Origin of the sequence: Methylovulum psychrotolerans (genome assembly GCF_002923755.1) — a bacterium.
Lineage (GTDB): Bacteria > Pseudomonadota > Gammaproteobacteria > Methylococcales > Methylomonadaceae > Methylovulum > Methylovulum psychrotolerans.
Window position 1 is genome coordinate 245,253 of sequence record NZ_PGFZ01000007.1, and the last position, 23,502, is coordinate 268,754.

The 23,502-nt window shown below is 51.3% G+C and carries 24 protein-coding genes; 15 read left to right on the forward strand and 9 right to left on the reverse strand.

Features of this window, described 5'->3' with window-relative positions; all coding sequences use genetic code 11:
• Window positions 1–332 precede the first annotated feature (332 nt).
• Both nqrM and sbcB read left to right on the forward strand, forming a co-directional pair.
• Window positions 333–509, forward strand: a complete 177-nt coding sequence (gene nqrM, locus AADEFJLK_RS15795; protein ID WP_103974912.1) for a (Na+)-NQR maturation NqrM — start codon at window positions 333–335, stop codon at window positions 507–509.
• A complete protein-coding gene (gene sbcB, locus AADEFJLK_RS15800; RefSeq protein ID WP_103974913.1) occupies window positions 506–1,960 on the forward strand; it encodes an exodeoxyribonuclease I in 1,455 nt (484 codons plus the stop codon). The genes nqrM and sbcB overlap by 4 nt, the downstream gene beginning before the upstream one ends.
• 53 nt (window positions 1,961–2,013) lie before the next feature.
• Here sbcB and AADEFJLK_RS15805 read toward each other — a convergent pair whose 3' ends face one another.
• The gene (locus AADEFJLK_RS15805; protein ID WP_103974914.1) at window positions 2,014–3,048 is read right to left on the reverse strand and encodes a lytic murein transglycosylase; all 1,035 of its coding nucleotides are present in this window, start codon (window positions 3,046–3,048) and stop codon (window positions 2,014–2,016) included.
• Window positions 3,049–3,670: 622 nt separating this feature from the next.
• On the opposite strand from AADEFJLK_RS15805, the gene AADEFJLK_RS15815 reads away from it, so the two are divergent.
• The 4 genes from AADEFJLK_RS15815 to AADEFJLK_RS15830 all read left to right on the forward strand — a co-directional run bounded on the left by AADEFJLK_RS15815 (window position 3,671) and on the right by AADEFJLK_RS15830 (window position 9,004).
• Window positions 3,671–5,416 (forward strand): acetolactate synthase 3 large subunit, encoded by a 1,746-nt coding sequence (locus AADEFJLK_RS15815; protein WP_088619133.1) that lies wholly within the window; start codon window positions 3,671–3,673, stop codon window positions 5,414–5,416.
• Window positions 5,416–5,907 carry an acetolactate synthase small subunit gene (ilvN, locus tag AADEFJLK_RS15820; protein ID WP_088619134.1) on the forward strand — a complete coding sequence of 164 codons (492 nt, stop codon included), beginning with the start codon at window positions 5,416–5,418 and terminating at the stop codon, window positions 5,905–5,907. Before AADEFJLK_RS15815 ends, ilvN begins: the two co-directional genes overlap by 1 nt.
• Before the next feature lie 48 nt (window positions 5,908–5,955).
• On the forward strand, window positions 5,956–6,972 hold the full coding sequence (gene ilvC, locus AADEFJLK_RS15825) for a ketol-acid reductoisomerase (RefSeq protein WP_103974915.1): 1,017 nt from the start codon (window positions 5,956–5,958) through the stop codon (window positions 6,970–6,972).
• Window positions 6,973–7,315: 343 nt separating this feature from the next.
• A complete protein-coding gene (locus AADEFJLK_RS15830) occupies window positions 7,316–9,004 on the forward strand; it encodes a glycoside hydrolase family 17 protein (RefSeq protein ID WP_103974916.1) in 1,689 nt (562 codons plus the stop codon).
• A gap of 53 nt (window positions 9,005–9,057) precedes the next feature.
• On the opposite strand, the gene AADEFJLK_RS15835 is transcribed toward AADEFJLK_RS15830, so the two are convergent.
• Window positions 9,058–9,465, reverse strand: a complete 408-nt coding sequence (locus tag AADEFJLK_RS15835) for a ketosteroid isomerase-related protein (protein WP_088621561.1) — start codon at window positions 9,463–9,465, stop codon at window positions 9,058–9,060.
• A gap of 191 nt (window positions 9,466–9,656) precedes the next feature.
• Here AADEFJLK_RS15835 and AADEFJLK_RS15840 point away from each other — a divergent pair, with 191 nt between their 5' ends.
• The 7 genes from AADEFJLK_RS15840 to AADEFJLK_RS15870 are packed head-to-tail and all read left to right on the forward strand — an operon-like array spanning window position 9,657 to window position 14,443.
• A complete protein-coding gene (locus tag AADEFJLK_RS15840) occupies window positions 9,657–10,394 on the forward strand; it encodes a type IV pilus assembly protein FimV (protein ID WP_103974917.1) in 738 nt (245 codons plus the stop codon).
• A complete protein-coding gene (locus AADEFJLK_RS15845; RefSeq protein ID WP_088619138.1) occupies window positions 10,387–11,583 on the forward strand; it encodes a hypothetical protein in 1,197 nt (398 codons plus the stop codon). The genes AADEFJLK_RS15840 and AADEFJLK_RS15845 overlap by 8 nt, the downstream gene beginning before the upstream one ends.
• An 18-nt stretch (window positions 11,584–11,601) precedes the next feature.
• Window positions 11,602–12,138, forward strand: a complete 537-nt coding sequence (locus AADEFJLK_RS15850; protein WP_103974918.1) for a GTP-binding protein — start codon at window positions 11,602–11,604, stop codon at window positions 12,136–12,138.
• A gap of 2 nt (window positions 12,139–12,140) precedes the next feature.
• Window positions 12,141–12,788, forward strand: a complete 648-nt coding sequence (locus AADEFJLK_RS15855; protein WP_103974919.1) for a hypothetical protein — start codon at window positions 12,141–12,143, stop codon at window positions 12,786–12,788.
• Between the two features lie 49 nt (window positions 12,789–12,837).
• Complete coding sequence (locus AADEFJLK_RS15860) at window positions 12,838–13,200, forward strand: roadblock/LC7 domain-containing protein (protein ID WP_019867017.1); 363 nt, start codon at window positions 12,838–12,840, stop codon at window positions 13,198–13,200.
• Window positions 13,201–13,211: 11 nt separating this feature from the next.
• Complete coding sequence (locus AADEFJLK_RS15865) at window positions 13,212–13,685, forward strand: PAS domain-containing protein (protein WP_088619141.1); 474 nt, start codon at window positions 13,212–13,214, stop codon at window positions 13,683–13,685.
• Between the two features lie 11 nt (window positions 13,686–13,696).
• Window positions 13,697–14,443, forward strand: a complete 747-nt coding sequence (locus tag AADEFJLK_RS15870; protein ID WP_088619142.1) for a phosphate/phosphite/phosphonate ABC transporter substrate-binding protein — start codon at window positions 13,697–13,699, stop codon at window positions 14,441–14,443.
• A gap of 79 nt (window positions 14,444–14,522) precedes the next feature.
• Here AADEFJLK_RS15870 and phoR read toward each other — a convergent pair whose 3' ends face one another.
• The 4 genes from phoR to AADEFJLK_RS15890 all read right to left on the reverse strand — a co-directional run bounded on the left by phoR (window position 14,523) and on the right by AADEFJLK_RS15890 (window position 18,660).
• Window positions 14,523–15,806, reverse strand: coding sequence for a phosphate regulon sensor histidine kinase PhoR (gene phoR / locus AADEFJLK_RS15875; RefSeq protein ID WP_103974920.1), 1,284 nt, complete (start codon window positions 15,804–15,806; stop codon window positions 14,523–14,525).
• Window positions 15,807–15,811: 5 nt separating this feature from the next.
• Entirely contained in the window at window positions 15,812–16,504 is a 693-nt protein-coding gene (phoB, locus tag AADEFJLK_RS15880) for a phosphate regulon transcriptional regulator PhoB (RefSeq protein WP_088619144.1), read from the reverse strand.
• A gap of 88 nt (window positions 16,505–16,592) precedes the next feature.
• Window positions 16,593–17,627 carry an FAD:protein FMN transferase gene (locus AADEFJLK_RS15885; RefSeq protein WP_103974921.1) on the reverse strand — a complete coding sequence of 345 codons (1,035 nt, stop codon included), beginning with the start codon at window positions 17,625–17,627 and terminating at the stop codon, window positions 16,593–16,595.
• A gap of 82 nt (window positions 17,628–17,709) precedes the next feature.
• The gene (locus AADEFJLK_RS15890) at window positions 17,710–18,660 is read right to left on the reverse strand and encodes a hypothetical protein (RefSeq protein ID WP_103974922.1); all 951 of its coding nucleotides are present in this window, start codon (window positions 18,658–18,660) and stop codon (window positions 17,710–17,712) included.
• Window positions 18,661–18,772: 112 nt separating this feature from the next.
• Here AADEFJLK_RS15890 and AADEFJLK_RS15895 point away from each other — a divergent pair, with 112 nt between their 5' ends.
• Window positions 18,773–20,074, forward strand: a complete 1,302-nt coding sequence (locus AADEFJLK_RS15895) for a PepSY-associated TM helix domain-containing protein (RefSeq protein WP_103974923.1) — start codon at window positions 18,773–18,775, stop codon at window positions 20,072–20,074.
• A complete protein-coding gene (gene queG, locus AADEFJLK_RS15900) occupies window positions 20,071–21,144 on the forward strand; it encodes a tRNA epoxyqueuosine(34) reductase QueG (RefSeq protein ID WP_103974940.1) in 1,074 nt (357 codons plus the stop codon). Before AADEFJLK_RS15895 ends, queG begins: the two co-directional genes overlap by 4 nt.
• Window positions 21,145–21,185: 41 nt before the next feature.
• On the opposite strand, the gene AADEFJLK_RS15905 is transcribed toward queG, so the two are convergent.
• The 3 genes from AADEFJLK_RS15905 to AADEFJLK_RS15915 all read right to left on the reverse strand — a co-directional run bounded on the left by AADEFJLK_RS15905 (window position 21,186) and on the right by AADEFJLK_RS15915 (window position 23,474).
• Entirely contained in the window at window positions 21,186–22,076 is an 891-nt protein-coding gene (locus AADEFJLK_RS15905) for a hypothetical protein (RefSeq protein ID WP_103974924.1), read from the reverse strand.
• Window positions 22,077–22,186: 110 nt separating this feature from the next.
• Window positions 22,187–23,164 (reverse strand): ABC transporter permease, encoded by a 978-nt coding sequence (locus AADEFJLK_RS15910; RefSeq protein ID WP_088619150.1) that lies wholly within the window; start codon window positions 23,162–23,164, stop codon window positions 22,187–22,189.
• Window positions 23,165–23,240: 76 nt separating this feature from the next.
• Window positions 23,241–23,474 carry a hypothetical protein gene (locus tag AADEFJLK_RS15915; protein ID WP_103974925.1) on the reverse strand — a complete coding sequence of 78 codons (234 nt, stop codon included), beginning with the start codon at window positions 23,472–23,474 and terminating at the stop codon, window positions 23,241–23,243.
• Window positions 23,475–23,502 lie beyond the last annotated feature (28 nt).

A 23,502-nucleotide genomic window follows, 5' to 3' on the forward strand; every position in this document is an offset into this window, starting at 1 on the left:
GATATTGAAAAATGTAGAGAGGAGTCGCTGTCGCGACGTTTTTTTTAATCGGGTTCTCGCACCCGAAGGCGAGATACTTTCTTTTGCTCCGCCAAAAGAAAGTATCCAAAGAAAAGGCGGCCCGGTTGCCGCTTGATCCTGCGCTTCTCGGTTTTGTCGGGGGTCGGCAGAGTGGGCTCCTGCCCACCTGCCGACGCGCGGCATCCCTGCCGCGCCCCTTCGGGCTGATCCCGACAAACCCTGCGATGCTCGGCGCGGCAAACGGGGGTAAAGCACGTTACTGCGTAACGTCAGTTAAGAAGTGATTTTTTAGACATGTTGAGGATAAGATAATGACCTATTTTTTAGTGACCTTTGCGGTCATGCTGGCGGTAGTCGGCTTAATGGCAATTGGGGTGATCTTTGGCAGAAAAGCCATTAAAGGCTCTTGTGGCGGGGTTAATAGCGACTGTGTCTGTGTAGAGAAATGCGATAAACGTAAAAAACTTGAAGCAGAAGGGCGTGCTTGAGTTCACCGACCCTGTACTGGCATGATTATGAGACGTTTGGCGCCGACCCGCAACGGGATCGGCCCGCGCAATTTGCCGGTGTCCGTACCGACAACGATTTTACTATTATTGACGAGCCGCTGGTGGTGTATTGCCAGCTTGCTGCCGATAGCCTCCCGCATCCTGACGCTTGCCTGATTACCGGCATTACCCCCCAAATAGCGGCCAAAAACGGTGTGTGCGAGGCGGAATTTATCCGCCTCATCCATGCCCAATTGGCGCGTCCGCATACTTGTGCCTTAGGCTATAACAGCATCCGTTTTGACGATGAAGTAACGCGCAATAGCCTGTATCGGCATTTTTACGACCCTTATGCACGGGAATGGCAGCATGGCAATTCGCGCTGGGATTTGCTGGATGTGGTCAGGGCGGCTAAGGCCTTGCGTCCTGACGGTATCCAATGGCCTGTTGACGGGCTGGGCAAGCCCAGTTTCCGGCTCGAGCACTTGACCGCCGCCAACGGTATCGGCCATGCCAATGCCCATGACGCGCTGGCCGATGTTTATGCCACTATTGCCGTCGCTAAACTGCTTAAGACGAAACAGCCGAAGCTGTACCAGTTTTTTTGGCAGCACCGTAGCAAGTATGAGGCGTTAAACTTGTTGCAGTTGGGGCGGTTTGTGCCGTTGTTGCATGTTTCGGGTATGTATCCGGCCTTACGGCATTGTTTGGCAGTGATTGTGCCGTTATGCCAGCATCCGGGCAATACCAATGGTGTGGTGGTTTATGATTTGGCGGTTGATCCTACGCCGCTGTTAAGCTTGTCGGTGGAGGAGATTCGCCAGCGGCTGTTCACGGCGACCGAGGCTTTGCCCGAAGGTACGGCGCGGATACCGCTAAAAACGGTGCATATCAATAAATGTCCGGTTTTAGCGCCAATGTCGGTACTGCGGCCTGCCGATAGGGAGCGTTTGGGCGTGGATTTGCCCCAGTGCCAAGCGCATTTGGCGGCCTTACAGGCGGCACCTGATATTGCCGCGAAAGTGGCGGCGGTGTTCGCGGCGGTCGGCGATGCGCCGGGCGTTCCCGCCGATCCTGATCTGGCTTTGTATAGCGGCGGATTTTTTAGTGATGCCGATAAGCGGCAAATGGCGAAAATCCCCACGCTGCCCGCTGAGACGTTGGCGGCGGCGCGGTTTCCGTTTGCCGACCCGCGCTTGCCGGAAATGCTCTTTAGGTATCGGGCGCGTAATTATCCGCACACTTTGTCGGCAACCGAGGCGCAAGCGTGGCGGCAAAGCTGTGTTGACCGTTTGACGGGCAGGGCAGGGGCGGGGAGCTTGACGTTTAGTGCGTTTTTTCGCCAATTGGAGAGCTTACGCGCCCTGCCGGACACGAATGCCGACGTGTTGGAGGCTTTAGCGGCTTATGCGGCGGATAAAATGCAGGCTTTGGGGTTGGCGGCGGATTGACGGTTCTGGGCTTAGGCGGCGTAGGGGCTTATTTGTCCCTACGCCGGGCTTGGCTAGTAGTAGCGGTCTTTAATGGCTTGGGCGAGTTGGTGTACGGCCATGGCGTATTTGTTGCTGTTGTTGTAGCGCTTGATCACCTTGAAGTTTTTCTGGATAAACCAATATTCGCTGCCTTCGTAGGTGCTCAGCTCAATGACTGCCGGGTCAGTGGAGGGGCTGGTCTGGTAGGTGACGGGTTGGTTAAGTTGCCAACCGTTTTTGGAGAAATAGTGGGCGACACTGCCTATCGCGTCTTCGGGATGCCAAATGTCGCGGCGGCCATCGCTGTTAAAGTCCACCGCCAAATGCCGGAAGCTGCTGGGCATGAATTGCCCCAACCCCATTGCCCCCGCCCAAGAACCGACGGGTTGGCGCGGCTCATAACCTTCTTCGCGGGTCATCAACAGATAGTGCTCCAGTTCCGACGTAAAATACTTCGATCGCCTTTCGGTATAAAAGCTTAGGGTGGCGAGGGCATCAAAAATGCGGGTTTTGCCGACATTTTTGCCGAAGTAGGTTTCTACGCCAATAATGGCGACAATGTATTCGGGGTCAACGTGGTACTGGAGGCTGGCCCGCTCGACGGCATCGGCATGGCTGCGCCAAAATTCCACGCCATTGCTGATGTGGGCTTCGGTCAAAAATTTATTGCGGTAACGCGTCCAACTGCCCAAATGCGGTTTGGTGGGCGTGGTAGGTGCGGCGACCGGGCTTTCCAGTTTGATCACCGAATCCAGACGCTGGGCTTGCGAAAACAGGCCGTTAAGGTAGTTTTGCGAAAAACCATGCTTTCTGACCATAAAATTGATAAAGTTTTGCACCGAATAGAGGCCGGCATAATCGCCGGTGATCCCCATAGCGGAATAGTCGCCCCCGTTCATATCAGCTTCGGACGGGCTGTTGTAGTTTTCTAGCTTTTGTGGTCGGGCTTCGGGTATGGGGGTGATGGCGATAGTTTTGGGGGTAGGATTGGTCGGTTGCAGCGGTTCGCTGGCACAGCCTGCCAGAAATATGACGACGAGGGAGGGGGCAATAAGTTTATGGGTCATGGCTGTTACGGGAACCTCTTGAGTTACTTAACTGGTGTTACGCAATCATTTTTCGATATTGAAAAATGTAGCGATGAGTCGCTGTCGCGACGGTTTTTAATCGGGTTCTCGCACCCGAAGGCGAGATACTTTCTTTTGCTCCGCCAAAAGAAAGTATCCAAAGAAAAGGCGGCCCGGTTGCCGCTTGATCCTGCGCTTCTCGGTTTTGTCGGGGGTCGGCAGAGTGGGCTTCGTGCCTTTATGCCCTTTGGGTGCACCTGCCGACGCGCGGCATCCCTGCCGCGCCCCTTTATGCCCTATGGGTATTCGGGCTGATCCCGAAAAAACCTGCGATGTTCGGCGCGGCAAACGGGGGTAAAGCACGTTACTGCGTAACGTCAGTTACTTAAAAATAGCGGCATCGGCACTGGCCGTGTAAATAAGCCCGCCTGATTAGATGAACGTTACAATTTTACTAAGAACCTAGTAGAATACCTAAGATTATGTTGTGGAAAAGTGACAGCATTAAATAAAAAATTATTGAGCCGTTTTCTGGCGGAAAATTCCCCTCATTGGGCGATTTTTTGGAGGGGCGGATATAACTCGATATCCATCGACAAAACATGTTTATTTTGAGGTGAGCGTGGAGCTAAGTGGTGCACAAATTCTCGTCCAAAGTCTGAAAGACGAAGGCGTAGAGTATATTTTTGGTTATCCTGGCGGGGCGGTTTTGCATCTGTATGATGCCATTTTCCAGCAAGATGCTGTTAAACACATTCTTGTCCGTCATGAGCAAGGGGCAACCCATGCGGCGGACGGCTATGCCCGTGCCACGGGTAAGCCTGGCGTGGTGTTGGTCACATCAGGGCCTGGGGCGACCAATGCCGTGACGGGGATTGCCACGGCGTATATGGACTCTATCCCTATGGTCATCATTTCCGGGCAGGTGCCGTCTCCGGTCATCGGCAGCGATGCCTTCCAAGAAGTCGATATGGTGGGGATTACCCGCCCGTGCGTAAAGCATAATTTCTTGGTGAAGGATGTCACGAAATTGGCCGAGACCGTCAAGAAGGCGTTTTATGTGGCGACGACAGGCCGTCCGGGGCCAGTTGTGGTCGATATTCCTAAGGACATTACCGACCCTAACATTAAAGTCCCTTACAAATACCCGAAAAAAGTCGTGATGCGCTCTTACCAACCTGCCGTGAGCGGTGATAAGGAGCAAATCAAAAAGGCCGTCGAGCTGTTGTTGGGGGCCCGCAAGCCAGTCATTTATTCGGGCGGCGGCGTGGTGTTGGGCGAAGCCAGCGCAGAACTGATCGACTTTAGCAAGCTGTTGGGCTTTCCGGTGACTAATACCCTGATGGGCTTAGGGGCGTATCCGGCGACCGATAAGCAATTTATCGGTATGTTGGGGATGCACGGCACTTATGAGGCCAATATGGCGATGCACGAAAGCGATGTGATTATCGCGGTCGGGGCGCGTTTTGATGATCGGGTGACGGGCAAGCTGGATATGTTCTGTCCTTATGCGAAAATCATCCATATTGATATTGACCCGGCATCAATTGCCAAGACCGTCAAAGTCGATGTGCCGATTGTCGGCGACGTGAAAAATGTCTTGCAGCACATGATCAGTCTGCTGAAAGACCATAAAGACTATAAAAACAAACCGCAGAAAAAGGCCTTGGAAGCCTGGTGGCAACAGATTGCCGAATGGCAGGCGGTGGATTGTTTGGCGTTTGACCGTGGCAGCGAGCTGATTAAGCCGCAGTATGTGATTGAACAATTGTATGAAGTGACCAAAGGTAACGCTTATGTCACTTCCGATGTCGGCCAGCATCAAATGTGGGCGGCACAATACTATAAATTTGACAAGCCGCGCCGCTGGATCAATTCGGGCGGTTTGGGGACAATGGGCTTTGGTTTGCCGGCGGCGATTGGGGTAAAATTGGCATTTCCCGACGCGGAGGTCGCTTGCGTTACCGGCGAGGCCAGTATCCAGATGTGCATACAAGAACTGTCCACCGCTTTACAATATAAAACGCCGATTAAGATCATCAACTTAAATAACCGTTATATGGGCATGGTCAGGCAATGGCAGGAATTCTCTTATGAGAGCCGCTATTCGCATTCTTATATGGATACCATCCCTGAATTTGTCAAATTGGCCGAGGCTTATGGGCATGTCGGGATGCGTATTGACAAGCCGGAACAGGTGCGCGGGGCATTGGAAGAGGCGTTTGCCTTAAAAGACCGTACTGTGTTCTTGGACATTATGACCGACCGGACAGAAAACGTTTATCCGATGATTGAAGCGGGTAAAGGCCACCATGATATGAAATTACGGGTTGCCACCGGCACCACAACGGACAGGGAGTTGGCATAATGCGGCATATCATTTCCTTATTGATTGAAAATGAGTCCGGTGCTTTATCACGGGTAGCCGGGTTGTTTTCGGCGCGGGGCTATAATATTGAATCGCTGAACGTGGCGATGACCGAAGATGCCAGCTTGTCGCGCATGACCTTGGTGACGAACGGCAGCGAACAGGTGGTCGAGCAAATCGTCAAACAGCTGAATAAGCTGATTGATGTGGTTAAGCTGATTGAGTTTGCCGAAACCACCCATATCGAGCGCGAACTGATGATGGTCAAGGTAAAAACCAGTAGCTCGACCCGCCATGAAATCCGCAGCCTTGCGGAGATATTCCGTGGCAAAATCCTGGATGTGACGGCGACGACCTACGTCATTGAGGTGACGGGGCCGTCCGAGAAGCTGGATGCGTTTGTCGCCGCAATTGAGCCTTCGACCATTATTGAGGTCGTCCGGTCCGGACCTACGGGTATCTCCAGAGGCGAGAAGGGCTTAAGCGTTTAACCCCCTATTTATTTTTAACAAACTGATAACTAAAAAACAGGAACAACAATGCAAGTTTATTACGACAAAGACGCCGATTTATCTATCATCAAAGCCAAAAAAGTCGCCATTATCGGTTACGGCTCGCAAGGCCACGCCCACGCGCTTAACCTGAAAGATTCCGGCGTTGAAGTGATCGTCGGTTTACGCGCAGGCTCACCTTCAGTTGCCAAAGCCCAAGCCTGCGGTTTGGCGGTGATGGATGTCGCCGAAGCCGTTGCGGCCGCCGATATCGTTATGATTTTGACCCCTGATGAATTCCAGGCGCAGTTGTATAAAAACGAAATCCTGCCTAACATTAAACAAGGTGCGGCATTGGCTTTTGCCCACGGCTTCTCTATTTTGTATAACCAAGTCGTGCCGCGCGCCGATTTGGATGTCATTATGATTGCCCCTAAAGCACCGGGTCATACCGTGCGTTCTGAATTTGTGCGTGGCGGCGGCGTGCCTGATTTGATCGCTGTCCACCAAGATGCTTCAGGTACGGCTAAAGCGATTTGTTTGTCGTATGCGTCAGCAATTGGCGGTGGCCGTTCAGGCGTTATCGAAACGACTTTCCGTGACGAAGCCGAAACCGATTTGTTCGGCGAACAGGCGGTATTGTGCGGCGGTGCCGTTGAGCTGATCAAAGCGGGTTTTGAAACCTTGGTTGAAGCCGGTTACGCGCCGGAAATGGCTTATTTCGAATGTCTGCATGAGTTGAAGCTGATTGTGGATTTGATGTATGAAGGCGGTATCGCTAACATGAACTACTCCATTTCCAACAATGCCGAATACGGTGAATATGTCACCGGCCCTAAAGTTATCAACGAAGAAAGCCGTTGGGCGATGCGTGAAGCGTTAAAGAACATCAGAAACGGTGAATACGCGAAACAATTTATCGTCGAAGGTATGACCAATTATCCTGAAATGACCGCTAAACGCCGTTTGAATGCCGAGCATCCTATTGAAGTGGTCGGTGCGCAATTACGCAGCATGATGCCTTGGATTAAAGCTAACCAAATCGTTGACAAAAGCAAGAACTAAGTAGGTTGCGCCGCCCCGCCGCCCCTCCGGTGGCGGGCGGCTAAGAGCATCCCTTAAAACCGTCAGACATTTCTTGTAAAAGGGGTGCGGCGGTTTTTTTATGCCGTCTGGCTATTAAAAAGACCCTATTTTAAGCGAAATTGCCCTATAAGATGTTAGTATCTGATAATATAGTCACTGGGTAGGGTTGGGCTAGCATCGGGGAGTGTGTCATCGGCAAATACAAAAAACTGTCGGGCATTGCTTATCTGAAAGTGGTGGTGCCGGGTTTTTTTAACGGTATCTGAAGACGGCATGTTTTGCTTGTTCTGTTCCCTCCTGTTTTTCTGAGTCCGGCGTTTATATGAAACTTGTTGTCACTGTTATATTGATTATTTTGTTGGCCGCGACAGGCGGTTGGCTGGCGAACCAGCCCCAAGATGTTGGGGCCGATGTGCCGCAGGGTAAGCTCAATAGCCTATCTTTTGCGCCGTTTTGGGAAGGCCAAGGGCCGATGGATGGGGTGTTTCCTAATGTGGCGCAACTGGATACGGATTTGCGCCTAATGAGCGAAAAAACCCGTTCTATCCGTACTTATGCCAGTGCTGAAGGTACAATGCCGGAAATCCCTGCTTTGGCGCGTAAATACGGTCTGGCGATGATCCAAGGAGCCTGGCTAGGGGGTATCAAAAAAGGCAACCAATTGGAGATTGACGGGCTGATCCGCTCCGCCAACGCCAACCCCGATGTGGTCAAGCGCGTGATTGTCGGTAACGAGGTGTTGTTGCGTGGCGATTTAGAGATAAACGAGCTGATCGGCTATATTCGGGCTGTCAAGCAGGCGGTTAAGCAGCCCGTTTCTTATGCGGATGTTTGGTCGATGTATATGAAGTACCCTGAGCTGATTAAGGAAGTGGATTTTATCACTATCCATATTCTGCCCTATTGGGAGGACGAACCGATTCCGGTTGATGAGGCCCCTGCACATATCGAACGCATTTATAAGCATGTCCAGCAGCAAGCGCGGGCAATGGGGGCAGACAAGGCGATTTTGATCGGTGAATCGGGCTGGCCCAGCGAAGGCCGCCAACGGGGTTGGGCGGTGCCCAGTGTCGCTAACGAGGCGAAATTTATTAGGGGGCTGATTAGCGTCGCCAGTGCCAATGGCTTTGACTACAACATCGTCGAGGCGATTAACCAGTCTTGGAAAAGCGAGTTGGAAGGCGTGGTGGGCGCTAATTGGGGGCTGTTTTCGGTCGATAGGGAAGAGGTGTTTCCGTTGACGGGTAAGGTGTATGAAGACCCGCAATGGTATAAAGGGTGGCTGGCGGCGTTAGCCCTATTTCTGGCGGCTGTTTTGGTGTTCCGTAAGCCTTTGCAGGCCTTGCCGATAGTGCCGATGGCCGCGTTGCTGTTGGCGGTGCAAATCATGGCTTTGCTATGGACACAGCAAATAGAGTGGCTATGGTATACCAGCTATACGGTGTGGCAACGGTTGCTGACCTTAGCGGTGGTCGGCGTTAATGCGGCTTTGGCAGGATTGATGTTGCAATACGCCTATACGCTATTGGCGGGGCAAACCATGAATGTCCGGCTGGCTGATTGGCTGCATCGGCTGTATTGGCTGTTGGGCGGTTTTATGGCGTTTAAAGGCTTGTGTTTGGCGGTCAATGGCCGTTATATTAGCTTTCCTGTGTTAACGGCAAGCATGGCGGTGGCCGGTGTCTTAGGTTTAATGCTGATAGCAACTGGCCAGCGGCGGGATGTGCTGAAAACCGGGCTGTTGCCGTGTGGCCGCTATTACGCCCAAGCGCATTGGTTGGGGTATGCCTTATTGGCGACGGGCTTAGGCTTGATTGTGGGCGAGACGTGGGAGTTTTGGCGAAGCCGCGATTTGATTTTGGCCTATCCGGGCGGGGGCGGACGTTTGTTGCTGTCGTTACGGTTTACTTTGACCAACCAACAGTTAGTGCGGTGGCTGATGTGTTTGCTGGTGCTGGCCGCGCCTTTATGTGTGGGCGGGTACAAAAGCGTGGCAAACACGGCCAAGTAACCCTGCCGCCGCCATCTTGCCACAGGATCGGCAGTGATGGCGGCGGTTCCCCGTTACGCGCTGACCTGGGCGATCCAGTCTTGCAGGTTATAATAATTGGTGATGCGGGCGACTTTGTTGTCACGGATATCAAAAAATGCCCCGGCGGGTAAGCGATATTTTTGCCCTTGTGCGACGGGCAGGCCTTCGTCAGTTTGCAAATATTCGCCCAGCACCGTAAATTCGGCGGCGGCACGGCTACCGTCGGCAGTCGCCATGATGACCATGTCGACCAGTTGCTCTTTGTAGTTGTGGTTCATGCAGGCCATAAACTGAGTGAAAGCTTCCTTGCCGATTTCCCGCTTGCCTTGGTTAATGTCGTGGATGACATCATCGGTGAGCAAGTTTAAAAAAGTTGCCATGTCGGCGCTATTAAAAGCGGCATAGTATTGTTCTATAAGGTTTATGGTGTTTTGGTTCATAATATGTTCCGTCATCAAAAAACAAGTTTAAAAAAGCCTATTTTATAATTAATTGCCCAATTGGCGCGGATTATTTTGTAGGAAGTGTAAATGTGCAGATTCCGCAACGATTTTGTTGGTCAATGCGCTTGTAAAATGATAATTTAGAGCTATTCTCTAAACCTAACCTTAATCAATAAAGTAATTTATTAATGATTGCTGATGCTGACTTGATCGTTTGCCATGACGAAGATAAAAATGGGCCGCCACCAGAGCGGCACTTTTTTTATTTACAAGATAACAATACCCTGAATTCCTCAGAATTGCTGGCGTATGTCGATATTTTAGAAAAACTGGTTTTCCGGATAGCCAGAAAACCTAAGCATCTCATATCGCATTTGCAACGGATTTACTTTTGTTTCCATAAGGATCTGAACGAACAGCTCTTTGCGGCCATTGTCGATTTTTTGGTCATCTTGAACCGGCACGGACAAGCGATCAGTTGGCGGATGTTAGCCGGCATCAAACCAGGCTTAAGCAATGAGCAATTTATCTTGATTAAAGAGTATCTTAAAGACGAGCAGGCCAGCCCCTTTTTATTGGCAGGTAACCGCTATTGTATCCTGACGCGGGGCATAGTCGGCACCAATGCCTTAGTCAGGCAGGTGGTCGCCGACCAAGCTAAACCCGACCACGATCCTTTGGAGATAGCGCGTGACCATATTGAATACAGCCAGTTGGAAGAAGCCAAGCAGATACTTGAAAACGCGCTCCTTAAGCATCCGGCAAGGGTCGAGCTGCAACACGAATTATTGGCTCTCTATAAATCGACCCGCGATTCAGAAGGGTTTTACACAATGTTAAATGAGTTAAATCGCTCAGATTTCGATATAATTGCTGAATGGGATCAATTGAACAATTTCTTTAAAGGGCGAAATAACAATGGATAAAAATAAAAATCCATTAAAGGTTGCGTTACATGGCATGGACGAACGTAGCTATAAAATGATGGCAATGTATTTGCAAGGCCCTTGCAAAGGCGTTGCGGCGGTGGTGAATCCCCCTAATGCAGAAATTGATATTTTTGATGCCGATTCGGTTACCGGGCAGCGGCTGCTGCGTGAGCGTATCGACGGGCAAGCCGCTAGGCCTTTAATTGTATTATCTTTGAACGCATCGAGTATTGAAGGGGCGTTTCGGATCGGTAAACCGGTTAAGACCGAAGAAATGCTTAACGCTTTGGCAAAAGCTAGGGCGCAGCTTGAGCAAACGGCGAAAGCGGCGCAGCCCCCTAGAAGCAGTTTTACCGCCGGCACGGAAGCGCCGCCAGTCGCCGAAGCGGATAAGCCGGTACTGAAAAATTATGTCATGGAAACCGACGAGCAAAAGAAAACCTCGAAACATCAGGCGGCTATGCAGCTGAATGAAAAAGGTTTTGGGGCTTTTATCGGTAATGTTCCCGGTATTGATGTCAATGATCCCAGGCAATTCGCCAGAGCCAGCTATAACCCGAAAGAATATTTTCAGGGTTATGTCGAATCGGCCTATAAAGTGAGCCGTGAGAAAAATCAGACCCGACAGCTTAATTCCGGTTGGAACCCCCTCATTATCCTGCCCGACAATGATGAGGTATGGCTGGATGTCGATGAAAACCAGCTCCGCGCTTTTGCAGGGTTGGCGATTAACAGCACCTTAGGCTCAAAAATGTCGGTTACGCCATTAAGCCCTGATTTGGCCGATGCGGAACGGGCTTTGGACAGGTTCCACAGCATGGACGCTTTTTTATGGAAGGTGGCCTGCTGGGCATCAAAAGGCCGTTACCCTTCGACGATTGATATTAAACAGCCCGTTTACCTGAAAAGTTGGCCTAATTTTACCCGTTTGTTAGTCACCCCCCACGCATTGCGTATTGCCGCCTTATTGGTACAAGGGCCTAGAACCCTTCCCGATGTTGCTGAAGTGCTGAATATCAAGCCGCAGTACGTTTTTGTGTTCATTAGCGCAGCCTGTTCTTTGGGGCTGGCTGCCCAAGTAAGAAGAGAAGCTGACGTATTAGTACAGTCACCTGAAATCAAACCCAACAAAAACCAAGGGTTACTGAAGCGGATCCTCAGTACATTGCTTGGCAAGAAAGCATAGCGGAATAAATATATCAATATGAGTCAGTATAAAATTATTTTTACCGGGCCCGTGGGAGCTGGCAAGACGACAGCTATCAATTCAATCAGTGATATGCCGCCGATAAAAACTGATGCTTCTGCGAGCGATATGACCAAATCGCGTAAAGCATCAACAACCGTTGCGATGGATTATGGTATTATGAACTTGCCGGGCGGGGAGAAACTGCATCTTTATGGCACGCCGGGGCAAGAGCGCTTTGATTTTATGTGGGACATCTTGGTCAATGGCGGTATCGGCCTGGTCTTGTTGCTGGATAACACCCGTGCCGACCCTTTTCAGGACATGAAGTTCTTTTTGGACACGTTTGATAAATTTATATCCACCACAACAGTGGCAATCGGCGTAACGCAAATGGATTTGAGTTCGAAGCCGACTATTGACGATTACCATGTGCAATTGCGTAACATAGGGCTAAAGCCGCCCGTTTTTGCCGTTGATGCCCGAGTGAAGAGCGATGTGTCCTTATTAATCCAATCGTTATTGTATACCCTGGATCCAGGGTTAGAGGAATAGCGATGAGTGACGACTATTCTTTAACGGAAGGCCTCTATTTATATCCTACACCAGCCGGGGCCTATTATGCGGTTTGTTCTATGGAAACGGACAAGCCCCGCCAGTTTTTAAGAAGACTCTTATTGCAGCCGCAAACGCCCGCCCTCACGCTTGATAATTTGCAGGATTTGATGAATCATGATGATCCTGAAAAATGTTTTGAGTTATTGCACCATTGCCAAAAACTGCGTTGGATACAGGGTGTGGCAGAACCTATTGAATATCCCAGCGGCTCCCTTGAAGGCTTGCTGCCGCAATTGTTGAGTAGAATTTCTGAAAATGGCAAGGTATTGTTGGCAGAAAAACAAGGTTTTTATCTTGCAACTCATGGCTTCCCGCACGAGGTTGCCGAAGAGCTGTCCGCGTTGAGCGCGGAAATCGCTACCGTTCATGACCGCCGGGCAGGCCTGTTGGTCAATAATATGGGGCTGATGAGTCAGGCGTGGTCTATTGTTGACGTTTTTGGTAATAGTGAAGTGGGGTTTTGGCCGTTATTTATATCCAATAACCGGTTCGTCATTGCCGTTTATGGCATACCCCATTTTAACCAGCCCGAATTTGTGTCTTTAGTTTGGGCATTGAGCATACGTTATGCAACAAAGGAGAGTTAAATTGAACGTTAACATTACATTTTTAAAAAGTAAAAGAGGAAACTAAATTATGCGTGCAAACATGTTGACTTCTGTATTGACAGAACTTAACGGTACTTCGGCTGATATTGAAGCATCGGGAATCATTTCAACGGATGGCTTAATGATAGCGTCGGTTTTACCTGCATCTATGGATGAAGACAGAGTGGGTGCGATGAGTGCGGCAATGTTGTCATTAGGGGATAGAACGGCGCAGGAATTGGCAAGGGGCACTTTAGAGCAGGTATTGATTAAGGGTGCTAACGGGTATGTGTTAATGACGTATGCAGGTTCAGAATCGGTTTTGACGGTGTTGGCCAAGCCTAATGCGAAATTAGGCCTGATTTTCCTTGATGTTAAACGTGCAGCGGCCAGTATCGCTGATTTCCTGTAGACCTTTAAAAAATGCGCGACTTTAGACCCGAAGATGTGGTAGGTGACTGCAAGGAGGCGGTGCTTAATTTGTACGGCGGTTTGCGGCGGACGGTTTTATATTCAGAAATTGAAGTGCCTTATCCTGACGGTAAGCTGATTGTTTCGACCACGGACAAAAATGGCATCATTACCCACGTTAACAAGGCGTTTGTGGAAATGTCGGGCTATACCGAAGAAGAATTGATTGGTTCGCCGCATTCCATTCTCAGGCATCCTGACATGCCTGCCGTCGCATTTAAAGACTTATGGGATACGGTTAATAAGGGCGTACATTGGCAAGGCATTGTTAAAAATTTGCGTAAAGACGGTTGCTTTTATTGGGTAAAGGCGACGGTGATCCCGAATGTCCGGCAAGGCCAAGTGGTCAGTTATACGTCTGTGCGCCGCAAGCCTTCGCGCACCCGGGTTGAGGAATCCATAAAGCTTTATGCTTCGTTACGTTAGAGACAAACACCATGACTTACCAGTTTACCGTTAGCCCTGATTTTCCCCCCGACCATTTGTCGGGATGGTATATTTTTAATACGTGGCTACAGAAACAGACAGGTGAAGGGATTCATCTGGAAATGTACAACAGCTTTCAAGCCCAGCGGTCAGTCATTGAGAATGACGGCATCGATCTGATTTACGCCAACCCCTTTGATGCCGCCATGTTAGTCCGCGACAAGGGTTTTTTTCCGTTGGTGCGCCCTAGAGGCATTACTGACGAGGCAATTATCGCCGTCAATGCCGATAGCGCGGCCCATGATGTCGCAGATTTGTCGCCTGGCACCACGATTGCCATGACTGATGACCCGGATGTCCGCATGATGGGTATGATCTTGCTGGAAGCAGGCGACATTTACGCAAATAATTCCCAGACCATCCCTTGCGATGCCTATATTTTAGTCGCTAAGCAGTTATTGCAAGGCCATGCTGATGTCGGGGTGTTTCTTGCCGAGGCTTATGATAATTTGTCCGGCCTGATTAAAAGTAAATTACGGGTGCTGGTCAGAAGCGAAATTAGCGTTATTAACCATTCATTGATGCTAGGCCCTAAATTGGCGCATCGCCAGCACGAGTGGCAGGAACTGCTAGTGGCGATGGGTAGTGACGATAAAAGCACGGCTGTACTGAAAAGCCTGGGCTTTTCGGCATGGGAGAAAATCGAATATGAAGAAATGGAATTTATGATTGATTTAATGGATACCTTAGCGGTATAGGGGCCATTAGCCTGATAGCGGTAAACAAGCCCGTTCCTGCTGATGCAGGAACGGGCTTTTTATTGTATGCGGGCGGCGATTAGCCGCTGCAACAGACCCGCTTCAGCGGGAAGTGACAACTAAAGCAACTGCCTTTACCCAATTCGCTGGTGATTGCTAAGGTCGCTTCATGACGCATCAGAACATGTTTGACAATCGCCAAGCCCAAGCCGGTGCCGGGTATCTTGCTGCGGCGCTTGTTCTCGACCCGATAAAAGCGTTCGGTGACCCTAGGAATATCAGACGCGGCGATGCCTTCGCCAAAATCTTCAATATCTAGGACAATTTCGTCTTTACCTTGATACCAGCGCACTTTCACCACCGAATCGTCAGGCGAATATTTTAGCGCGTTGCCGAGCAGATTGGTAAAGGCGCTGCGCAAGTCTTGTTCTTCGCCGTACAGATGGGCGGCGGTCTCCAAGGTCAACTCAATGCGTCGGGAGGCGTTTTCCATGGTGTCGCCTTCTTTACAGATCTGGCCTAATAGGGCCGGCACATCAATGCACTGGGTTTTTTTCTGTTGCGTCTCCAAACGGGTCAAAAGTAACAAGTCATCGACTAGATGTTGCATCCGCTCGGTTTGCCCGCGCATTTCCTTGAAAGAATTGGTCAGCAGCGGCGAGGTGTCGTCGTCCATATCCTGCAAAGTTTCCAGATAGCCTTTCAGGACGGTCAGCGGGGTGCGCAGCTCATGCGAGACATTGGCGACAAAGTCTTTGCGCATAATTTGCATTTTTTTCAATTGCGTCACGTCTTGCGCCAACAATAAGCGCAGGCCGGAGCCGTAGCAGATAACCCGCACTTCCAAGGTGATGCGGTTATTTAACGGCGACGGCAAGATGACCGGTTCGCTGTAGTTGCCCGATTTCAGATAACGGATAAAATCGGGGAAACGCAGTAAGTTGACGATACGCTGGCCTTTGTCCGATTGCTGCAAACCCAACACCAGCCGTGCCGCCTTATTGGCCCATTCAATCTCATCATTAGCCCGCAACACCACCGCCGCATCGGGTAAGGCTTCGGTGGACTGGCGGAACTGCTCGATCATTTTGCGCAGTTTTTTCTTACGCCGTTTATCGCTTTTTTTAATCCGGTAGATATGATAATAAATTTCTTCCCATATTCCGGTGGTTTTCGGGTAGATGCCTTTACCCCCGGCGCTGATCCAGCGTTCAAAACGGCGGATTTGCAACAGCTGACAGACCCATAAGAATAGCGTGACCAAAAACAGGGCAGGGAACAGCACCCCGGCAATGGCCCCGATAATACAGGCGGATAACAATAGCAGTGAAGCGGTGATTAATTCTTTTCGCCAAACACTCATGCAGGTTATTCCATTAGGGAAAAACGGTAGCCAAAGCCGCGCACGGTCTGCACCAAGTCTTCCCGCCCGTGTTCGCCGAGAATTTTGCGCAGGCGGCGGATATGCACGTCAATCGTGCGCTCTTCAATATAGACGCTACGCCCCCAAACTTGATCGAGCAATTGGGTGCGGCTGTAGACTTTGTCGGGGTGGGTCATAAAAAATTGCATCAGGCGGAATTCGGTCGGGCTGACCTCCAATTGCTTATCGCCGATGCTGAGCCGGTGTTGCTCGGTATCCAGCACTAAATCGCCCAAGGCTATTTGCGCCAAGCCTTGGATTTTGCCGCTACGGCGCAGCACCGCGCGGACTCTGGCCACCAATTCTTTCGGTGAGAAAGGCTTGGTGATGTAGTCGTCAGCGCCGATCTCCAGGCCTCTGACCTTATCTTCCTCTTCGCCGCGGGCGGTCAGTAAAATAATCGGCAAATCCCGGTAAACAGGCTCTTTTTTTAAGCGTCTCGCCCATTCGACACCGCTAATGCCGGGCAACATCCAGTCTAATAAGATCAAATCGGGTGAAATATCATTTAAGGCCTTCTGGGCATCTTCAGCATCTACGGCGGCAATGGATTTAAAACCCGCTTGCTCAAGCACCATCATCAGCATACCCCGGATGGCATCTTCATCTTCAACAACAAGAATATTCAATCTCGACATAAGTTATACAGCTAAAAAATAAATGATTATATCGTAACAAGCCCAGCATTGCTTTTTGATGACAACGCCGCCGCTGCTTGCCACGCGTTTATTTGATGGTGATGGTATGCAATGCTTCCAAGGCAGCGCTGCTATATTCATTGAAGCTGTTATCTTGATTTTCGATAAACAAGGCGGCAATTCCGGCTTTATTGGCGGCGGCAAGGCCAGCCTCACGGCCCAGGCATAATAAGGCGGTGGACCACGCGTCGGCTTGGGTGGGGTCGTTATGGAGGACAGTGACCGAAACGGTGTTATGTTCTACGGGTACGCCTAAGCGGGCATCTAAGATATGGCTGTAGCGTTTGCCGTTGACATCAAAATAGTGCCGATAAGTGCCTGAAGTCATCACCGATAACGGCTCAGATTGGTTGATGGTGATGATTTTTTGCATGGTGCGCTCCTCCGACAAGGGTTTTTCCAACGCGATGCGCCAGGCTTCACCACTGGGCTTTTTGCCGCGTGTCTGCAATTCTCCGCCGATTTCCACCAGATAATTGTTAATGCCTTGCTGTTCCAATAACGCCGAGATACGCGCCACGCTGTAGCCTTGGGCGATGGATGACAGGTCTATGCGTAAATGGGGGTTGAGCTTGCGTAAATGGGTTTTGTCCAGCACTTCGATTTTGGCAAACCCGACTTCTTTTAAGGTGGCCTGTAAGGCCGCTGGGGTAGGGGCGGAAAATTTGTCGGCCTTAAAGCCCCATAGGTCAAACAGCGGCTTAATGGTCAAATCATAACAGCCTGCGCTGGCGGCACTGACGGTACGCGCGTGTTCAATTAGGCCGATGATTTCCTCATTGACGGTTTGCGGTTCGCTGCTGATGGTGGCGTTGAGTTGTTCAATCTCCGAATCGGGGCGGTAATTCGACAATAGCTTATCAAGGCGGCTAAATTCGGCATCCGCCAAGACCTTAATAGTGTTGGTGTCCAACGGCTGGGTTGTCCAAAAACTGACATGATACGTCGTGCCTTGCGCTGCGCCGGCGAATTTTTGTAGCGGCGGCTCCGAACAGCCGGACAATATGGCGGTTAACAAGAACAGTAGGGCGAGGGCGGCGTTGCGGTAGGGATAATGGCTCATGGGGATAGGGGGTTAATTTAACGGTAAGGGGGCATTATACCAAGCTGGCGGGGCTTCTAGGTAAAAGGCTGTCGCCATTTCATCAGGTGGCTGACGTATCTATCACCTTAATATATTCCCCTTTAGCCTCTCTGGTCGCCCCCACCACTAGCCGTTGCTGGCCGTCTGCCGTTTGTTCCAGCATTCCGGCGGCTTCGACGTTTTCTCCGGTTAGGGCTTGGCCGCTATAAGTGGCGGTGAAGCAGATAATGGTGGGGATGGTCGGGTGGTCGGTGCTGAACCGTGCCGGATAATCAAAGCTGTATGTATCGTCGGTAATCCGACAGTGCAGGGTCGCCGGGCCTAGTTTGCTACAATTGCCGTCTTCGGCTACGCTGTCATGCACGAGGCTGAGGTCAAATTTACGCCCGTTAATCAGGCCTTTGTTATACTTACGCCGTTCATGCCAGAGGTATTCCGGGTAGCTTAACGCCGCTTCGCGGCGTTGGTAGGCATCTTGCCAGTCTTCTTCCGCCAATTCCGCCAACAGGCCTTGCAGGGTCAGTTCGCCGACCAACAAACGGCAGTGCTTGAAAACGGCGCGGTCGTAGCATACCAAGTCAATATCCGAGGCAGGGTTATGGGTGTCGACCAGTACCGAGCCGGTAATGCCGACCTCGGCTAAATTCACCCCGTGGCTTTGCAATAAATTGCCCAGTTGATAAGCGTCTTCTAACACGGCATCTGTCCGGGGGCTATGCAGCAGGGTTTGCAGGCGTTGGCGCGGGGTGTGGTGGCGGATGATCTGGGGCAGGGGGACAGCGTGCAGATGGGCGGCGAGGTGCGGCGAAAAATGCAGATACTGGGGATGGTGGGCGTGTAAAAACGCATTGGCGGCGGCAGTGGGGTATTTTTTCCAGCCGGACGCTTCCAAGACATAGCGCAGAAAGCACAGCACCTTACCGTTTTCTAGGCCTTGGCTGACGACGGCAAATAATAGCCCTTCAGCAGTGGCAATAAAATCTTTCGGGTAAAATAGCGGTGGTTTATTCATAAAATGGCAAGCACAGTAAGCACGGGTTTGCTGTTATTATGCCAGTTTCGGCTTGGGCGGGGGCTAAAATCTGCCCAGCTTGGCTTTTTTTATCGTTTTCTTATTAGTTTTCATGCAGATACTTTCACGCTATTTGACCCGCGCCGTTTGGCTTAAAATTCATCTCTATCTGGCGTTGGGCGGCGGCTTTTTTTTCGCTTTGATCGGCCTGACGGGTAGCCTGAATGTTTATCGGACTGAGCTGGATACTTGGTTGAACCCGCAGTTGCAGATTGGGCAGCCACACGGGCCATACCAGTCTTTAGATAAAATGCTCGCCGCCGTTAAGGCCGCGCACCCGCAACGCTATGGGAGTTGGACGCTGGAGTTGCCGGAGTCACCGGACAGGATGGTCATTGCGTGGTATGAAAAGCCTCAAGAGACTTATTTTGCCTATTACGCGCCGCTGATGGTGGCGGTCAACCCTTACACCGCTGAGGTGGTCGAAAGCCGTTTCTGGGGGCAAACGGCTATGACGTGGCTGCTGGATGTCCATACCCAGCTTAAGTTGGATAGTTTCGGCTGGCAATGTGTAGGGGTGTTGGGCGCGTTGCTGATGGTGTCGGTAATGACGGGCTTGTATTTATGGTGGCCGGTGGGCGGCGATTGGCGGCGGGTGTTTGCCTTGCGCCTGACCCAAGGCATGATGCGCTTGCTGATGGATGTGCACCGTTGGCTGGGGCTGTTAAGTGCCGGGGCTTTATTGGTGTTGGCGTTTACCGGGCTGCAATTAAGTTATCCGCAGATTTTGGAGGCGTTGACCGGGGCTGAGGACATGGGGCATGGCAATAATGGCAAGCCCGTATTGAGTACCGCCCGAACTAACTCGCGTCCGGTGCGTTTGGAGGAGGCCGAATTTATCGCCCGTGGGCCGTTCCCCCGCGCCACCCTCAGGCGGGTGACTACGCCCTTGGGCGAAGACGGCACTTACCGGGTTAATGTCCGTCAAGCGGGCGAGGTGAACCAAAAGCATCCCTTTACGATGGTTTGGATAGACCGTTGGAGCGGGCATATTAAAACCGTCCGTGACCCTAACCGTTTTACGCGTGGAGAAACCTTGATGACGTGGATGTGGCCGTTACATACGGGCGAGGCCTTAGGGGCGGCGGGGCGGTTCGCTTGGTTTTTAGCGGGGCTGTGTCCGGGATATTTTTATGTCAGTGGTTTGCTGCATTGGCTGCACCGCCGTGGCAAAGTCCAAGATAGGCCGGTGCCTTGGCATAAGCTGCGGCAAGCGGGGGTAATGGGGTTGGCGGCGGCGCAAGGGCTTTGGCGGTTCGCTTTGCCGTACGCGCAAGCGGCAGTGCAACGGGCTAGGCCTTTAGTCCAAGCACTGTGGCTAAAAGGTCGGCAGTGGTGGGCGGCGCGGCGATGAGCGAATCTGATACCGCTATGGTTGAGTTGGCGCAACAGATCAAGCAATGGGGGCTAGCGTTAGGGTTTCAGCAAGTCGGTATCAGCGACACGGATTTAGCGGAGGCTGAAGGCCATTTGCAGGGCTGGTTAGCCCAGGATTTTCATGGCGATATGGATTATATGCAGCGCCACGGCCTAAAACGCAGCCGCCCGGCCTTATTGCAAGAAGGTACCCGCAGTATCATTTCGGTGCGCATGGACTATTTGCCGGAAGCGGCCGCCGCCATGCACTCGATTTTGGCGGACCGGGCGGCGGCGTATATTTCCCGCTACGCTTTGGGGCGGGATTACCATAAGGTGTTGCGGAACCGCTTGCAAAAACTGGCCGATAGAATCCAAGCCCAATGCGCCGACTTAGGCTATCGGGTGTTTGTCGACAGCGCCCCGGTGTTGGAAAAAGCCATTGCCGAAAAAGCGGGTTTAGGCTGGATAGGCAAGCATTCTAATCTACTGAACCGCAAAGCGGGCTCGTGGTTTTTTTTAGGGGAAATTTATACCGATTTGCCACTGCCCGCTGATACGCCCACAGCTAACCATTGCGGGGTGTGTACGGCCTGTTTGGCCATTTGCCCGACCCAGGCGATTGTCGCCCCTTATCAAGTCGATGCCCGCCGCTGTGTGTCGTATTTGACGATTGAACTGCATGGCCCTATCCCGGAAGACTTGAGGCCCTTGCTGGGTAACCGCATTTACGGTTGCGACGATTGCCAGTTAGTCTGCCCGTGGAACCGTTTTGCCCATTTCAGTAACGAAAGCGATTTCCACCCTAGGCACAAGCTTAACAGCCAGCAATTGCTGGCGGTGTTTGCTTGGGATGAGGCCGAATTTTTACGCAAAACCGAAGGCTCGGCGATACGCCGGATCGGCCATGAGCGTTGGCTGCGCAATATTGCTGTGGCTTTGGGTAATGCCCAGCCCAGTCCGGCCATTATTGCCGCCTTAACGGCACGTTTGGCGCATCCCTCGGCATTGGTCAGGGAACATGTGCAATGGGCTTTACAGTGCCAGACAGGCCTTAATGATGGGTGATGCTAAACTTGCGGGCAAGATGCCCGCGCTCCAAGGCTTGCTTAAGGCAATGGCTGTACCGGGTAAACTGTCCATTGCGCTCCATTAGCGGATTTTACGCCACCCGCAGTGGTATGGACAACCATGAAGTTATTGGTGACGGAACTGACCAATGCGGATGAAATGCCGTAGCAGCGGACAACGCGTCCCCATGAGGATTTGTTATTGACTTTCATAATGGCTTGTTGGGTGCTACAGCTAGAGGTCAGGTCATCCTTGTTGAGCTTAACTTTCAATGTGCCGCCAGTCAGTAGGGTCGGATCGGTTGCGGTTAAAATAATGTCAACATCAAAACTGCTGTAAATCGGTAGTTGCCCCGAAGCGGGGAATATGGCGAGGTCTACGACGTTGCGTTGATAAATGACGCGTTCAAAGGCATCGCTTTGCTCTAATCCGGTATTGGCACCGCAACGTCCGCCATTAGTGATAGCGCCGTTAGCGGTTTGCCAGCATAAGCGGGTGCTTTGTCCGGTTGCGGAGGGGGCGTTGTCGCAAGCGTTACGGGTTAACAGATCCCCTTGATTGGCGAAGCCCCAAGAATAGTTGTTATTGAAGTACCAGCTTGTGCCGTTGGCGTTGTGCGGGGTGTTGCTGGTGCCGGTGTCAAACAATACGTCAGCGCGTAACGCTTCCGACAATAATTGTACGGTATCGCTACCCGTCGGACGGCAAGCCAGCATCAAGTTGGAACCTGGGCATTGGTTTTGGATGGTAGCCAAGCCTGTTCCGGTAGTTTTATAGGTTTCACGGTAGCACTCATGCCAGCGGCTATTGGCGAGGGTGGCAACAGGGACATTGGTTTGTGGGCCGATAGGGTCGTAAGCATAGGTCGTGGTACTGGCGAAAGCCGATAATGCCAGTACCATAGCAATGTAATGTTTGTTTGTGTTCATGAAAACCTCATCCGATTAGTTAAAGTAGCTTATGTTTAAGCATAGAAGCTAAGTGCCCGCTATTCAACCTAGGCGAACGTTTTTGTGAAAAACTACCCAAAGGCAAGGTATCAGGATAATCTGACCCTAGGGTCAACCAGCGTATAAGAGATGTCGGTCAGCAACAGCCCCAGCACATACAGCAAAGAGCCTAAGAACACCATCGCCCGGACAGTGGCAAAATCTTGGTTGTTGATGGCATCAATCGTGTAGCTGCCTAGGCCGGGGATACTGAAAAACGACTCCATCACCAAACTGCCCAGAAATAAGCTTGGCAACACCACGACCACCCCGGTCAGGATCGGGATCATTGCATTGGGTAAGACGTGCCGGAACAGGGTCGCCGTTTCGCTCAGGCCTTTGGCGCGGGCGGTGCGCACATAATCCTTGCCGACCTCTTCCAAAAACAGCGTCCGGTACCAGCGCACCCCCGAACCGATACCCGAAAACACGCCGATGATAATCGGCAAGATCAGAAACTTAACCGCTGCCCAGCCGTCGTCATAACCGGAAATAGGCACTAGCCTTAACAGCTTGCCGGCAAAAAATTGCCCGCCGATAATATAAAACAGCGACGACACCGACATCAGCAACACGCACAGCACCAGCCCCGCCTGTTCTAAATAGCTGTTACGGAACAGCACGATCAGTAATGCCAGACAGACATTGAGCAATAAACCCACGGCTAAGGTCGGCAAGGCCAAGGCCAAGCTAGGCAGCGCCCGTTCTTGAATATCCGCGCCGATATTCCGGCCACTGTCGGACGTGCCGAAACGGAACACAAATAGGCTGGCCGACTTTTGGAAGAAAATGGTCTGGGTCAGTTTTTCACCCCCTGGCGCGTGGCTATCCCATAGCAACGGCAAATCATAACCGTGCTGGTGTTTCCAGTTGTCGATGGCTTGCTGGGTGACATGTTTTTGCCCCAGTTGCAGCCGTGCCATATCGTCGGGGCTATTGACGATAAAAAACAGCACAAACGTCAGGATGTTAACCCCTAGCAAAATAGGGAAGGCGTATAAAATGCGGCGGATGATGTATTGGATCATGGGAGGTTGGGTGTCCTGGGGGAAGCTAAGGGCGGTTCGCCGCTATCATATCAACGGCAGGTGTCTAAAACGCTATTCATGCCCATTCATCGCGAATAGTTTGTTGAAACTCTAAGGGATCTTGCGTTAAGGCCAGCTTTCCGGCATGGCGGTTTATGGAATGGGGGGCAGCGAGCCGGGCATTTTCTTCCGTGGCTTCATCCACCAGCACAATGACTTTAACGGACTTGCCTTCTTGCCAATGTTGGTAAGCCATGGGAAGCTGGATTAGGCCGTTATGTAAATGGGTTTCAAATTCTATGGCTTGCATAATTTTTCCTTCAAAATCTACATTAAAT